This window comes from Mesorhizobium sp. AD1-1 (assembly GCF_020164655.1).
Classification (GTDB): Bacteria; Pseudomonadota; Alphaproteobacteria; order Rhizobiales; family Rhizobiaceae; genus Mesorhizobium; species Mesorhizobium ciceri.
Genome location: NZ_JAIUGP010000001.1, coordinates 406895 through 421378, shown reverse-complemented (window position 1 = coordinate 421378; position 14484 = coordinate 406895). Strand labels below are relative to the sequence as shown.

The window sequence follows — 14484 nt, the reverse complement described above, 5'->3', positions numbered from 1 at the left end:
CTTGAGCGCGCGGCGCAAAGCCACGACGCAGGTATCGCGGCTGGCGCACCGCGCCAGCGGCACTGCTACGGCGAACCGCATGGTGCCGGAAGAGACGCCGGTGGCGTTCTCCTTTGCCGGCACCACGCATGCGGTGATGATGGCAAGCCCGGCCTATTTCGAGGATTTCGCGCTTGGCTTCTCGCTGACCGAGGGCATTGTAGCTGCGCCGGAGGAGATCGAAGCCATCGAGGTCGAGGACCATGGCGCCGGCATCGACATCCAGATCCGGCTGAAGGACCGAGCCAACACGCGCTTCGAAGCGCGGCGGCGAAGGCTCGCGGGTCCGGTCGGCTGCGGGCTCTGCGGCATCGAATCGATCGAGGAAGCGATGCGTTCGGTCGACGCGGTTGGTGTGTCAAAGCTTACGCTTGATGCCAACGATATTGTCCGTTCGGTCAAGCTTTTGTCGAAAGTGCAGCCGCTGCACACCGAGACCGGAGCCGTGCACGCCGCGGGCTTCTATGTGCCTGGTAAGGGCATCGTCATGGCACGCGAAGATGTCGGCCGTCACAACGCGCTCGACAAGCTGGCCGGTGCGCTGGCCAAAGCCGGCATCGAGGGCGCATCCGGTGCTGTCGTGGTGACATCCAGGGTTTCGGTCGAAATGGTGCAGAAGACGGCTTCTATCGGTTCGGCCTTCATCATCGCCGTCTCGGCGCCGACCGCCCTTGCCATCCGCACGGCGCAAGAGTCCGGCATGACGCTGGTGGCGCTGGTTCGCGGCGACGATTTTGATATTTTCACCCACCCCGACCGGGTGGTTTGCGGAGTTGCCAAGCATGTCGCATGACGAAGAACACATTATGAGCACTGCCGAGAAGCTGGTGCGCATGGCAAACCAGATCGCCGACTTCTTCCATTCCAAGCCGCGCGAGGAAGGCATTGCCGGCGTCGCCGAGCACATCAACAAGTTCTGGGAGCCGAGGATGCGGCGGCAGTTCTTCGAAATGCTGGACGACGGCACCGGGAACTTCAACGAGTTGGTGGTGGCCGCCTCCGCCAGGATCAAGCGACCGATCACGCCGGCTGCGGCCGACCTCAAACTCGGGCTCAAGCCCTCCCCTGCCGACGTCGCCGCCTCGCAGGAATAGCCGCCAAGCCGCGCCAGCTTACATTCACAATCGCTAAAGTTTAAGCTGCCGCAATCTGCGCTGTTCTGCTATGGTTTGACGACCAGAAATCGTCAGGCCGGGGTGGAAATCTCGTGAGGCCGATCGAGACGCGATACGCCTGTAGCGGCGATGTGCGGATCGCCTATCAGGTGGTCGGGCAGGGATCATTCGATCTCGTCTTCGTGCCGGGCTTCATTTCCAACCTCGACCTGCACTGGGAAGACGAGGGCTACACCAGGCTCTTGAAGCGGCTTTCGGCGTTCTCTCGGCTGATCCTGTTCGACAAGCGCGGCACCGGCCTGTCCGACCGTGTCGACGCGCATAACCTGCCCAGTCTCGAGACGCGGATGGACGATGTGCGCGCGGTAATGGACGCCGCCGGCAGCGGCCGTGCGGCGCTGCTCGGCTCCTCCGAAGGCGCGCCGATGGCGATGCTGTTCGCCGCCACCTATCCGGAGCGGACACGGGCGCTGGCGCTCTATGGCGGTTATGCGCATTTCCAGAAATGGGTGATGTCGCCCGAACGCCTCGACGCTTTCATCGAGATGGCGGAGACAGCCTGGGGCACTGGCGCCACGCTGCCCCATTTCGCGCCGAGCCGGGTCGACGACGCGCATTTCGCCCAGTGGTGGGCACGTTTCGAACGATTGTCGGCGAGCCCGACGGCGGCGGCGGCGCTGGCGCGCATGAACGCCGACGTCGACATCCGCCATATCCTGAGCGTGATCAGCGCGCCGACGCTTGTAATCCATCGCCGCAACGATGCGCGGGTCGACCCCGATGCCAGCCGCTTCCTTGCACAGAAGATCCCCGGCGCCCGGCTGGTCGAGATTCCCGGACGCGACCATCCGATCTGGACCGGCGATGTCGATGGGGTGGCCGACCTGATCGAGGAATTCCTGACCGGCGAACGCGCCGTGGGCGAAGTAGACCGCGTGCTGGCCGCACTGCTGGTGACACGCATCTACGACACGGCACGGCTCGGCGACCGGATGTGGAGCGAACGCAGCCAACGCTTCCAGGAAACCTGGCGGCTGCTGGTCGGGCGCCATGGCGGGCGCTCTGTGGGCCTGCATGGCGAGTTGATGATTTCGCGCTTCGACGGCCCGGCGCGCGCCATACGCTGCGCGGCAGCGCTGCGCGAGGCGGCGCAGGAAATCGGCGTGGCAAGCGCGCAAGGGGCGCATGTCGGCGAGATCGAAGTGCGCGGTCCGCCCGTTGGGACGACGGCGCGGGTGGCAATGCAACTGGCCGCCCATGCCGGCCGCGGCGACATTATCGCGTCGCGTCTGATCGCCGATCTGGCGGCTGGATCGGGCCTGCATTTCACCGACGCCGGGCGCATCAGTGTCGACGAGCTGGAGCAGCCGCTGGCGCTGGTCCATGCGACGTCCGAACAGCATCTGGAACCCGCCTGCCGGCCCAAACCCAAGACCGCCGAGCCGGCCGCATTGACGGCGCGCGAAAGCGAGGTGGTGAGCCTCGTCGCCGACGGCAAGAGCAATGCCGCGATCGCCGCCGAATTGCGGCTGAGCGAACACACGGTCAAGCGCCATGTCGCCAACATACTGCTCAAGCTGGATCTGCCGTCGCGGGCGGCGGCGGCAGCGTTTTCGGCCAGGCACCCTGGCCCGCACGGGCCATGAGAGCCATGGCGCTTTCGGGCGAAGCGGCCATGGGCGGGTAAGCGCTATCAATTCTCTCCACGCAGGCTAGGCGGATGTCGCTGGGAAAGGCGCTGCGAACGGAGGAGGAAATGCTGAAGTCGAACCGGACACTCAAATTGCTTGTGATTGCTGCAAGCGTTGGCGCGTTGTTCGCCATCTCTCCCGCAAAGGCCGAGGACGCGTCCGCGGCGGCCGCCTACAAGGACATCGAGGCAACGCTCGGCTCGGTGCCGGACATGTTCAAGACCCTGCCGGATGTGGCCGTCGCCGGCGCCTGGGCCGAGATTAAGGGCGTGCAGCTCAACCCGAAGACGGCGCTTGACGGCAAGACCAAGGAACTTTTGGGCCTCGCCGTCGCGGCGCAGATCCCATGCCAGTACTGCATCTATTTCCACACCGAGGCGGCCAAGCTCAACGGCGCCAGCGACGAGGAGATCAAGGAGGCGGTGGCGATGTCCGCCATCGTGCGCCATTGGTCGACGATGCTCAACGGCAGCCAGGTCGATCTGACGACCTTCAAGAAGCAGACCGACGACGTATTCGCGGCCGTCAAGGCGAAGTCGCAGTAAGAACCACTGCCCGGCGATGAGCGCCGGACGGCACATCGACCATCAACCGCCCGGTCGGAAGACGGGCCAATGGAGGATGAAATGCTGACCAAGACCCAAACAGTGGACGGCGCCGCGATCAAGAAGGCGATCGAAACCCGTGACGGCAAGATGCTGTCGAGCTTCTATGCCGAAGACGCGCTGGTGCGGGTGATCGACCGCAACAACCCGCCGAGCAAGCCGCGTGAAATCCGCGGGCGCGCGGCGATCACCACATTCTGGGACGACATCTGCAGCCGGGCGATGACCCACAAGGTCGACACCACCATCGCCGACGGCGACAGCCTCGCCTTCACCCAGGCCTGCGCCTACCCGGACGGCACCAAGGTGTTCTGCGCAGCGATGCTGGAGCTGAAGAACGGTCGGATCGCAAGACAGACCGTCGTGCAGGCCTGGGACGAGTAGATCAACAACCGTGGATCAACCGCGGCCTGAGCCGCAAACCTGGAGGAGAAGACGATGTTCAGCGCCAGATGGCAGATCGACGCCAAGTTCGGACACAAGCAGACCGTGCTCGACCTGTTGAAGAAATGGGAACGCGAGATCGGGTCACAGGTCGGCCTCGACGAGCTGGAATTCCAGATCATGACCGGTTCGATCGGCGCGCGGGAGGCGACGGTCGAGTCCCATCACCAGGTCGAAAGCCTGGCCCAGTTGGAGGCGTTCTTCGCCAAGATCGGCAAGATCGACGCGCACGCGAAATGGGGCAAGGAGATCGAGCCCTATGTCGTGTCTGGCACCAGCCTGTGGAATATCTATCGCATCGTGGAGTAGTGGTCTGCGGTCTTACCTCTCCTCTTGTGGGAGAGGTCGGATTGCCCCGATTTGTCCTTCACAAATCGGTTGGCAACCCGGGTGAGGGGTAAGCTGGCGTCAAGCTGGAACACCCCTCATCCGTCTCGGCGCTACGCGCCGATCCACCTTCTCCCACAAGGGGACAAGGCAAAACTAGCCATGCGCAACCATCACATGCCGCACGGCGGTGTAATCCTCCAGTGCGTAGAGCGACATGTCCTTGCCGTAGCCGGACTGCTTCAACCCGCCATGCGGCATCTCGTTGGTCAGCATGAAGTGGGTGTTGATCCAGGTGCAGCCATATTGCAGGCGGGCGGCCGTCGCCATGGCGCGCGAGACATCCTTGGTCCATACGGATGACGCCAGGCCGTAGTCGCTGTCATTGGCCCAGTTCACCGCCTCGTCGACTTCCGAAAAACGAGTAACCGAGACGACCGGGCCGAACACTTCGCGGCGCACGATCTCATCTTCCTGCAGCGCGCCGGCGACGACGGTCGGCTGGTAATAGAAGCCGGAGCCCTCGCCCGGCTTGCCGCCGGTGGTGATCTCGATGTGTTTCAGTTCCGAGGCGCGCTCGACGAAGCTCGAGACGCGGTCGCGCTGGCGGCGCGAGATCAGCGGGCCGATTTCGTTTTCGGTATCGTCGGGGCGGTCGTACTTGATGGTCGAGACGGCCGAGGAGAGATCGGCGACGAGCTTGTCGTAGATCTTCTTGCCGGCGTAGATGCGGCAGGCGGCGGTGCAGTCCTGGCCGGCATTGTAATAGCCGAAGGCACGCAGGCCGTTGACCACGGCGCCGAGGTCGGCGTCGTCGAAGACGATGACCGGCGCCTTGCCGCCGAGCTCGAGATGCGTGCGCTTGACCGACTTGGCGGCCGCCTGCAGCACCTTCTTGCCGGTGGCGACATCGCCGGTGATCGAGATCATGTTGACCTTGGGATGATTGATCAGCGTGTTGCCGACGCTGTCGCCGCGGCCGAGCACGACATTGACGACGCCTTCGGGCAGGATGTCCGCAAGGATTTTTGCCAGCTTCAGCGCCGTCAGCGGTGTCTGCTCGGACGGTTTGAAGACGACGGTGTTGCCGCCGGCGATCGCCGGCGCCAGCTTCCAGGCCATCATCATCAGCGGATAGTTCCACGGCGCGATGGAAGCGACGATGCCAATGGCATCGCGACGGACCATCGAGGTGTGGCCGGGAATGTATTCGCCAGCGACGACGCCCGGCATCGAACGGACGGCGCCGGCGAAGAAGCGGTAGCAATCGACGATCGCCGGGATTTCGTCATTGAGCACGGCGTTGATCGGCTTGCCGCAGTTGAGCGCCTCGAGCGTGGCGAACTCCTTCGCGTCGGCTTCGATGCGGTCGGCGATCTTCAGCAAATAGCCGGAGCGCTGCGCCGGCGTGGTGCGCGACCACAAGACGAACGCCTGTTCGGCAGCAGTGACCGCCGCCTCGATCTGCGCCTGGCTGGCCTCGGGCAGGTTGAGGATGGTCGCCCCGGTCTTTGGATTGAGGATCGGCTCCTCGGTCTCGGTGCCCTTCTCGAATTTCGAGCCGATCAGCATCTGGGTGTCCATAAGGTTTCTCCCTTTACAGAAGCGAGTAGCGAGTAGCTGAAAGCGAGTAGGGTTTGACCGTCGATCCCTATTCGCTACTCCCTATTCGCTGTTTTTCATTTCCCGCTTCCAGCGATCTGGTCGCCGTCACGGGTGAGGTAATAAGCGGCAAGGATCGGCAGCAACGTCACCAGCATGACGACCATGGCAACGACATTGGTGACCGGGCGCTGGCGCGGACGGATCAGTTCTTCCAGCATCCAGATCGGCAGCGTCTGCTGCTGGCCGGCGGTGAAGGTGGTGACGATGACCTCGTCGAAGGACAGCGCGAAGGCCAGCATGCCGCCGGCAAGCAGCGCCGTGGCGATGTTGGGCAGCACGACATGGCGGAAGGTCTGAAAACCGTCGGCGCCGAGATCCATCGAGGCCTCGATCATCGAACCGGAAGTGCGGCGGAAACGGGCGACGGCGTTGTTGTAGACGACGACCACGCAGAAGGTGGCGTGGCCAAGCACGATCGTCCAGAACGAGAACGGGATGTCGGCCAGCGAAAAGGCCGAGCGCAGCGCAATGCCGGTGATGATGCCGGGCAGCGCGATCGGCAGGATGACCAGCAGCGAGATGGTTTCGCGGCCGAAGAATCTTGTCCGCGACACCGCCGCCGAACAGAGCGTGCCGAGGATGAGCGCGATCGCCGTCGAAATCGCGGCCACCCTGACCGACAGCGACAGCGCCTGCCAGACATCTGGCCGGTTCCAGGTCACGGCGAACCACTGCGTCGTCAGCCCTGGCGGCGGCCAGACGAAACTCTTCTCTTCGGTGGTGAAGGCATAGACGAAGATCAGCAGGATCGGCAGGTGCAGGAACAGCAGCCCGCAGGCGGCGGCAATCTTCAGGCCGAGCGGAGCCGACTGGGAACCATCAGAGCGCATCGAAGGCCCCCATGCGCTTGGCGCCCCAGAGATAGAAGCCCATGATGACGATCGGCACCACGGTGAAGGCGGCGGCGAGCGGGATGTTGCCGGCGGTGCCTTGCTGCGAATAGACCGCCTGGCCGATGAACAGACGCGAGGTGCCGATGATCTGCGGGATGATGTAATCGCCGAGCGTCAGCGAGAAGGTGAAGATCGAACCGGCGACGATGCCCGGCAGCGCCAGCGGAAACAGCACGTTGCGGAAGGTCTGTCCCGGTGAAGCGCCGAGGTCGGACGAGGCCTCGACCAGATTGCCGGGCACGCGCTCGAGCGCCGCCTGAACGGGGAGGATCATGAACGGCAGCCAGACATAGACGAAGACGATGAAGGTGCCGGTGAACGATACCGACAGGGAATTGCCGCCGACGATCGGCAGCGACAGCCAAGCGTCGAGAACCCACAACAAATGCAGCTTGGCGAGCAGCCAGGTGAGGATGCCTTCCTTGGCCAGGATCAGCTTCCAGGCGTAGATCTTGACCAGATAGCTGGACCACAGCGGCAGCATGATGCCGAGATAGAACAAGGCCTTCCAGCGGCCGCGCGCATAGCGCGCCGCGTAGTAGGCGATGGGGAAGGCGATGACGGCCGAGGCCAGCGTGACCAGAGCCGCCATCGTCACCGTGCGCAGGATGATGTCGAGATTGGCAGCCTGGAACAGATCGCCATAGGTCTTGAGCGTGAACTCGCGGTTGATGAGGCCGGAAAACTCGTCGATGGAGAAAAAGCTCTGCGCCAGCAGCGCAAACAGCGAGCCGATATAGACGATGCCCAGCCACAAAACCGGAGGCAGCAGCATGAGCAGCAACAGGACCTTCGGCTTGCGCCAGAAAAGGTCCGACAGAGCGCCGCGCAGACCGCCGCTACCCGGCAGGATGGCGGGAGCGGTTGCACGCACCATGGCGGCGTCGAGGCTCATGCCGGCTCGTCCATCAGATGCAGGTGCTCGCGGTTGAAGGTCAGCACAACCGCCTCGCCTTCTGCCGGCAAGGCGATGCCGGCCGGCACGATGGCGTGCAGCCGCATCCCGTCGGCGTCGAGCGCCAGCTTTGTCGTGGCGCCGAGATAATTGGTCGAGACGAGGCGGGCCGACACGCCTTCACCACTTGTGACCCCCTTGGCCGCGCGGCCGACGCGAATGGATTCGGGGCGGAGACTCCCCCAGCGATGCTGGCCGGAATAGCGCTGCACGAAATCCGGCGGCAGCACGTTGGAGGAGCCGACGAAATCGGCGACGAAGCGGGTCCTCGGCCGCTGGTAGATATCTTCCGGAGTGCCGATCTGCATGATCTTGCCATCGTTGAAGACGGCGACGCGGTCGGCCATCGACAGCGCTTCGCCCTGGTCGTGAGTGACGAAGACGAAGGTGATGCCGAGCGCCTTCTGCAGCGACTTCAACTCCTCCTGCATGTTCTCGCGCAATTTGAGGTCGAGCGCGCCGAGCGGCTCGTCGAGCAGCAGCACCTTTGGCTGGTTGACCAGCGCGCGGGCGAGTGCCACGCGCTGGCGCTGGCCACCGGAAAGCTGGCCGGGCCGGCGGGCGCCATAGCCGGGCAGCCGCACCAGTGACAGCGCCTCTTCCGCCGCCTTGTGCCGCTCAGCCTTGCCGACGCCCTTGACCATCAGCCCGTAGGCAACGTTGTCGAGCACGTTCAGATGCGGGAACAGCGCATAATCCTGAAACACGGTGTTGACGTTGCGGCGATAGGGCGGAACGCCCTCGGCGCGGTCGCCGAAGATCGAGATCGAGCCCGATGTCGGCTGCTCGAAGCCGGCGATGAGGCGCAGGCAAGTGGTCTTGCCGGAACCGGACGGCCCGAGCATGGCGAAGAATTCCCCAGGCGCGATGTCGAGATCGACCGCATCGACGGCGCGCACGCTGCCGAAATGGCGCGAGGCCTTCTGGAAGGAGACGGCGGAGGTCATGGGCTGTCAGTCCGTTGCCGGTTTGATGTGTTGATGTCGCGCGACGTCCTATATCCCCCTTGTGGGGGTGAGAAGTGATCCGCATAGCGGACGAAAAGCCAATTGCTTGGCTTTTCGAGCTTCGAACGCCTGAGCCTTGCGAAGGGCCAGGCACTGCCACGAACTGCCGAGCAGACCCCGCCCCGACGCTATGCGTCGACCCTCCCCACAAGGGGGAGGGCAAGGATGCTCATCGTCCGCCGATGACGCCGATATAGTCCGACACCCAGCGATAGTAGGGCACGCACTGATCGTTCTGGGTGGCGCATTTCGACACCGGCGTCTTCCAGAACTTGATCTTGTCGAAGTTCTCGTAGCCGTTGGTCTTGCAACCCTCGTCGGTCAAAAGCTCATTGCCCTTGCAGGCGGCGGGCACGACGGGCAGTGAGCCGAACCAGGCTGAGACATCGCCCTGCACCTTCGGCGACAGCGAATGTTCCATCCACATATAGGCACAGTTGGGGTTGGCGGCGTCGGCCTCCATCATAGTGGTGTCGGCCCAACCGGTGGCGCCCTCCTCCGGGATGGTGGAAGCGACCGGCTTCTTGGCCGCGACCAGCGTGTTGACCTGATACGGCCACGAGCCGGAAGCGACGACGCCTTCGTTTTGGAAATCGTCGACCTGGATGGCGGCGTCGTGCCAATAGCGGCCAACCAGTGTGCGTTGGACGCGCAGCAATTCGAGCGCCGCCTTGTACTGGTCCTCGTTCAGTTCATAAGGATCCTTGATGCCGAGTTCCGGTTTGTGGAACATCAGATAGTTGGCCGCATCCGCAATGTGGATCGGCCCGTCATAGGCCTGGACGCGGCCCTTGTTGGACTTGCCGTCCGGCAGCTTCATTTCCTCAAAGACGATGTTCCAGCTCTTGGGAGCCTCCTTGAACACGTCGGTGTTGTACATCAGGACGTTGGGACCCCACTGGTAGGGAACGCCGTAGTGGGCGCCGCCGACGGTGAACCACGGCGCGTCCTTGAGGCGCTCGTCGACCGTCTTCCAGCTCGGGATGAGATCGGTGTTGATCGGCTGCACGCGCTTGCCGGCAACGAGGCGCAACGAGGCATCGCCCGAAGCGGTGACGAGGTCGAAGCCGCCCTCATTCATCAGCGAGACCATCTCGTCGGAGGTGTTGGCGGTCTTGACGTTGACCTTGCAGCCGGTCTCCTTCTCGAAGGAAGTCACCCAGTCATAGCCTTTGTCGGTTTCGCCGCGCTCGATGTAGCCCGGCCAGGCAACGATGTTGACCTGGCCTTCGCCCTTGCCAAGTTCCTTGACCTGGGCGACGGCCTGACCGGAAAAGGTCAGCGCGACCGTCAGAGCAGTGCATGACTTCAGGAATGAATTCATTGTCGATCTCCCATTTAGGCGCCTGACCCTGAAAGCCGGTTTCGGTCTTCGTTAGGGGTCACGCGCGGACTGAAAACTGTCAGTTCGTCCGTTGGGCTTGATGCCGCTCTGATGGCGGCTTTGGTCCCTGAACCGAAAGTGCTTTGAAAATTCCGGTTTCGCAAATTCATTTATCAGAAGGGCGATATCGGTTTTTCCGATAGATGTGCAGCCGGCCTCTCAGGGACGCTGGCGGACCGTCCGTTGCGACTGGGCAAGACCGATGAAATCGCGCGCGGCCTGCGGCAGACCGGAGCCGCGCCGCCAGACCATGCCGACCTGGACCACCGGCAAGGAGCCGGAAATATCGCGCGATTCGATGCGGTCGCCTTCCAGCGACCAGGGCCGGTAGACGAGATCGGGCAGCAGCGCCACGCCGGCACCGGTGGCGACCAGACTGCGCACGGCCTCCACGGAACGGGTGCGGAAGGCGACATGCGGCTTGGCGCCGATCGCCGTCAGCAGCTTGCCGGTATTCTCCTCGATCTCGTCAACGGTCAGCATGATCAGCGTTTCGGAGGCAATGTCGCCAATGCTGATGATGTCGGCGCCGACGAGCGGATGACCGAGCGGCAGCCACAGCCGATAGGCCGAGACTTCGAGGATTTCCGACTGCAGCGCGGTGCGGTCGCGCAAATTGGAGGTGACCATGACGGCAATGTCGAGCTTGCCGCCGATCAGGAGGTGTTCGAGATAATCGCCATTGTCCTCGATGGCAGAGACCTCGACGCCCGGATAGGCACGGCGGTAACGGGCGAGCAGATCCGACAGCACATAGCCGGCGACCAGCGAGGTGACGCCGAGCTGCAGCCGGCCGGCCGCCACCGCCTGCTCGCCGGAGAAAGAGCGACGCGCGTCGGAAACATCGGCGAGGATTTTCGTCGCATGGCGCAGGAACTGGTGACCCTTGTGGGTGATGTTGAGGCCGCGCGGGTGGCGTTCGAACAGTTCGACGCCGAGATCGCTTTCGAGTTCCTTGATCGCTTCGGTGACCGACGATTGCGAGATGGAGAGGTTCTGGGCGGCGCCCGAGACCGTGCCTTGCTCGGCAACGGCGATGAAGAACTGCAGCTGGCGGATGGTGAAAGCCATGCCCGGACTAAACACCGGCGGCCGAACGAAGGAAAGCCGACTGCAGAGCTTATCCCATGACCTGAGAGCTGGCGCTCAATCGAGCGCCAACTTGATGCGCCGCCGGCATGCGGGGCCATAGCGCAGCGCAAGCATGAATGCCGTCTCCAGAGCCACGACGATGACAATGATGCGCAGGCCCACCGTGAAGGAGTCCCGGCCGCTGCCGCGCAGCAGATAGCCGGTGGTGAGAAAGCCCGCGTTCCAGAACGTGGCGCCGGGCAGCGTCGCGGCCGCGAAGGGCAAAGCGGGCAGGCAGAGTGCGCCGGCGGCGATCGGCAGGTAATTGCGCACAGTCGGGATGAACTGCGCCAGCAAGGACACACGGACGTGATTGCGCCGATAGGCCTGGCCGAGCCTGCGGTAGGTCGCGTGGCGCAGGAACACGTACTTGCCGAAACGCTCGACCAGCCTGTCGGCGCGGTCAGGTCCAACCCGGCGGCCGACCGCATACCAGACAAGGCAGCCGCTGGCGGACGCAAGCGTCGTCACCATCAGCAGGATCGCCAGCGTCGAAGCATCCGGCGCCGCCGTCATGCCGAGGAACAGCAGCAGCACATGCGAGGGCGGGATTGGCAGGATCTTTTCGGTGAAGGCGAGGCAGAAGACGCCGAACAGACCGAAGCCGAGGACGGCCGCCAGCGGCCCCGTCATGCGAAGCGACACGGTGACGCCAACACCAAACGGTGCCACGGTCCATCTCTGGAGAAAAGACAAAGCATCAGGCAACCTCCATCCTGGATCCAACGCTTCGATCGGTCGACGTGGCGTTTGCTGCAGTCAGCGTCGGACCCGAAATCCGTTGCATATGTCGGGTCCGACGCCTTGGCGCCGGCATACGAGGCGAATCGCGCACCGACTGGTTCTGTTTGCCGCGAATGGATTGCGTGGACATTGCGCCTCGGCGCGGACGAGACGTGTTTGACATCGACACCAATCGTAACTAACTAAGTTACATGAAACGCAACAGCCGGCTGTCCTCGACCCTGCACATTCTCGTCCACATGGCCGAGAAGCCCGAACAAGCGCTGACCTCCGAGCAGCTTGCCACCTTCATCCACACAAATCCGGTCGTGGTCCGCCGCACCATCGCAGGCTTGCGCGATGCCGGCATCGTCACCTCGTCACGCGGGCACGGTGGCGGCTGGCTGCTCGGGCGGGTGCCTGAGAAAATATCTCTGGCCGAGATCAGCGTCGCCCTTGGCGAGACGCTGCTGCCGTTCAGCACCGAGCCGGAAAGCCCCGGCTGCCTCGTCGAGCAGGCGGTGATCGCCGTGCTCGACGATTTTCGCATCGCCGCCGAAAGGCTGCTGGCGGAGAAGCTGAGCCGCATCACGCTGGCTGACCTGACCGCCGATTTCCGCCGCCGTTTTGACCTCATTGGAGTCTCCAGCCATGCAGTATGATCTTGCCGTCATCGGCGGCAGCTTTGCCGGCCTGTCCGCCGCCATCCAAGTGGCGCGGGCAGGACGCAAGGTGCTGGTGATCGACGCCGGCCGGCCGCGCAACCGCTTTGCCGAGCATTCGCACGGCTTCCTCGGACATGACGGGCGCGCGCCCGGCGCAATCCTGGATGACGCAAGGCGCCAACTACTGGCCTATCCGACAGCCAGGGTTGTCGACGGGCGCGCCGACAAGGCCCTTGCCGCTGGCAGCAGCGATTTCGAAATCACCACCGAGGGTGGCGAAACATTCGGCGCGGCACGGCTGGTACTGGCCACTGGGGTGCGCGATATCCTGCCGGAGGTTGCCGGGCTTGCCGAGCTCTGGGGAAAGAGCGTGCTGCACTGCCCCTATTGCCACGGCTACGAAGTTTCCGGCGGGCCGCTCGGCGTGCTCGCAACCGGTCCGATGTCCATGCATCAGGCACAGCTGATCACCGATTGGGGCGATGTCACGCTGTTCGGCAATGGCCTGTTCGAACCTGACACAGAGCAGATGCGCGCGCTGGAGAGCCGAAAGGTGCGGTTTGAGCCCACCAGCGTTGCCGAGCTAGAGGAAGACGGCTCCGGCGGATTGATCGTCCACCTCGACGACAGCAGAAAGGCCGGCGTCAGGGCGATGTTCACCGCTCCGCGCAATATCATGGCCAGCCCGCTGGCCGAACAGCTCGGCTGCGGCTTCACCGAAAGCCTCCTCGGCACGGTGATATCAGTCGACGACAGGCAGCAGACGACCGTCCCCGGCGTCTACGCCGCCGGCGACGCGGCACGTTCGATGCACAACATCGCCTTTGCAGTATCGGGTGGCACCTTTGCGGGCGTCTGCGCCCACCAATCGCTGGTCTTCGGCTAGAAGCCGGCTTCCGCGCCGGCGATGCTGAGCCGGGCGCCGGCCTGCGCAAGGGCGGCGGCCAGGTCGTGCGGCGGCGAGCGGTCGGTGGCGAGTTCGGAAAAGCTGTCGAAGCCGCAGACCTGGACCAGACCAAGACGGCCGAATTTCGAGTGATCGGTGATGACGAGGGACCGCTGGCCGCGCGACAGCACCATGCGGGCGAACTCGGCCTCATCCAGATCAAAATCCATGACGCCCATCACCGCGTCGACGCCCCCGGTGGAAATGATGGCGTGACTGACCGAGAAGCGACTGACAAAATCGATCGCCGAGGCGCCGAAAGCAGCGCCGGAATCGCTGCGCAGCTCGCCGCCGGCCATATAGACCTTGTTGCCGTTGATGGTGGCCAGCGTGCGGGCGATGTCCGAGGAATTGGTGACGACCGTCAGGCGCCGGTGGCCGAGCAGTTCACGCGCAAGGAACGAGGTCGTCGTTCCGGTGTCGAGCATGATGGATTCCCCGTCGCGGATGGTGGCGGCGACCATGCGGGCAATGACCCGCTTGGCGTCGGCGTTCTCACGCATGCGCCGCTCGAACGGCGCTTCGCCGATCATTGACGGCAGGCCGATGGCGCCATGCATCTTGAGGACAGAGCCATCACCGGTCAGCGGCTTGACGTCGCGGCGCACCGTCTCGAGCGACACGCCCAGCCGGTCGGCCAGACTGGCGATGGTGACGGTGCCCTCTTCCTGCAGGAGCCGCAGGATCTCGCCGTGTCGTTTGGACTGGGCCATCTGGTTTCCCGAACTGATGCTCTTGACCGATTCTAAGGTAATTCAATTGCTTTTAAAGGAACTACCTTATGCTTTCAGGCAAAATACCCAAAAAAAGTCACAGCTTTTTATTGACAAGCGGGAAACCCTGGCGTGAAATCAAAGACATCAACAGGCTTCAGATCTGCGACTGGGGGCAGAG

General features: G+C 63.7%; 16 protein-coding genes. 8 read left to right on the top strand and 8 right to left on the bottom strand.

Features of this window, described 5'->3' with window-relative positions; all coding sequences use genetic code 11:
• Position 1: 1 nt before the first annotated feature.
• From fdhD to LB519_RS01920, 6 genes are all read left to right on the top strand, one after another.
• Positions 2-832: a formate dehydrogenase accessory sulfurtransferase FdhD gene (fdhD, locus tag LB519_RS01945; protein WP_224618498.1), complete on the top strand. Its 831-nt coding sequence runs from the start codon at positions 2-4 to the stop codon at positions 830-832.
• The gene (locus LB519_RS01940) at positions 822-1133 is read left to right on the top strand and encodes a formate dehydrogenase subunit delta (RefSeq protein WP_013528015.1); all 312 of its coding nucleotides are present in this window, start codon (positions 822-824) and stop codon (positions 1131-1133) included. The genes fdhD and LB519_RS01940 overlap by 11 nt, the downstream gene beginning before the upstream one ends.
• A 113-nt stretch (positions 1134-1246) precedes the next feature.
• On the top strand, positions 1247-2800 hold the full coding sequence (locus tag LB519_RS01935) for an alpha/beta fold hydrolase (RefSeq protein ID WP_224618496.1): 1554 nt from the start codon (positions 1247-1249) through the stop codon (positions 2798-2800).
• Positions 2801-2910: 110 nt separating this feature from the next.
• Positions 2911-3390 carry a carboxymuconolactone decarboxylase family protein gene (locus LB519_RS01930; RefSeq protein WP_013528017.1) on the top strand — a complete coding sequence of 160 codons (480 nt, stop codon included), beginning with the start codon at positions 2911-2913 and terminating at the stop codon, positions 3388-3390.
• Between the two features lie 81 nt (positions 3391-3471).
• Positions 3472-3834 (top strand): nuclear transport factor 2 family protein, encoded by a 363-nt coding sequence (locus LB519_RS01925; protein ID WP_024503372.1) that lies wholly within the window; start codon positions 3472-3474, stop codon positions 3832-3834.
• Positions 3835-3888: 54 nt separating this feature from the next.
• Positions 3889-4203 carry a hypothetical protein gene (locus LB519_RS01920; RefSeq protein ID WP_013528019.1) on the top strand — a complete coding sequence of 105 codons (315 nt, stop codon included), beginning with the start codon at positions 3889-3891 and terminating at the stop codon, positions 4201-4203.
• 174 nt (positions 4204-4377) lie between these two features.
• On the opposite strand, the gene LB519_RS01915 is transcribed toward LB519_RS01920, so the two are convergent.
• From LB519_RS01915 to LB519_RS01885, 7 genes are all read right to left on the bottom strand, one after another.
• A complete protein-coding gene (locus LB519_RS01915; RefSeq protein WP_013528020.1) occupies positions 4378-5805 on the bottom strand; it encodes a gamma-aminobutyraldehyde dehydrogenase in 1428 nt (475 codons plus the stop codon).
• A 95-nt stretch (positions 5806-5900) separates the two neighbouring features.
• Complete coding sequence (locus tag LB519_RS01910) at positions 5901-6716, bottom strand: ABC transporter permease (protein WP_024503371.1); 816 nt, start codon at positions 6714-6716, stop codon at positions 5901-5903.
• The gene (locus LB519_RS01905; RefSeq protein WP_196815398.1) at positions 6706-7656 is read right to left on the bottom strand and encodes an ABC transporter permease; all 951 of its coding nucleotides are present in this window, start codon (positions 7654-7656) and stop codon (positions 6706-6708) included. Before LB519_RS01905 ends, LB519_RS01910 begins: the two co-directional genes overlap by 11 nt.
• A gap of 14 nt (positions 7657-7670) precedes the next feature.
• Positions 7671-8681 carry an ABC transporter ATP-binding protein gene (locus LB519_RS01900; RefSeq protein ID WP_224618477.1) on the bottom strand — a complete coding sequence of 337 codons (1011 nt, stop codon included), beginning with the start codon at positions 8679-8681 and terminating at the stop codon, positions 7671-7673.
• Positions 8682-8910: 229 nt separating this feature from the next.
• Positions 8911-10065 (bottom strand): ABC transporter substrate-binding protein, encoded by a 1155-nt coding sequence (locus LB519_RS01895; protein WP_013528024.1) that lies wholly within the window; start codon positions 10063-10065, stop codon positions 8911-8913.
• 219 nt (positions 10066-10284) lie between these two features.
• Positions 10285-11196 carry a LysR substrate-binding domain-containing protein gene (locus LB519_RS01890; protein ID WP_013528025.1) on the bottom strand — a complete coding sequence of 304 codons (912 nt, stop codon included), beginning with the start codon at positions 11194-11196 and terminating at the stop codon, positions 10285-10287.
• Between the two features lie 75 nt (positions 11197-11271).
• Positions 11272-11928, bottom strand: coding sequence for a DedA family protein (locus tag LB519_RS01885; protein ID WP_224618475.1), 657 nt, complete (start codon positions 11926-11928; stop codon positions 11272-11274).
• Between the two features lie 263 nt (positions 11929-12191).
• Between LB519_RS01885 and LB519_RS01880 the strand changes: the two genes are divergently transcribed.
• Positions 12192-12641: an RrF2 family transcriptional regulator gene (locus LB519_RS01880; protein ID WP_013528027.1), complete on the top strand. Its 450-nt coding sequence runs from the start codon at positions 12192-12194 to the stop codon at positions 12639-12641.
• Entirely contained in the window at positions 12631-13530 is a 900-nt protein-coding gene (locus tag LB519_RS01875; RefSeq protein WP_224618473.1) for an NAD(P)/FAD-dependent oxidoreductase, read from the top strand. The genes LB519_RS01880 and LB519_RS01875 overlap by 11 nt, the downstream gene beginning before the upstream one ends.
• On the opposite strand, the gene LB519_RS01870 is transcribed toward LB519_RS01875, so the two are convergent.
• Positions 13527-14303 carry a DeoR/GlpR family DNA-binding transcription regulator gene (locus tag LB519_RS01870; RefSeq protein WP_013528029.1) on the bottom strand — a complete coding sequence of 259 codons (777 nt, stop codon included), beginning with the start codon at positions 14301-14303 and terminating at the stop codon, positions 13527-13529. The genes LB519_RS01875 and LB519_RS01870 overlap by 4 nt on opposite strands.
• Between the last annotated feature and the right edge of the window lie 181 nt (positions 14304-14484).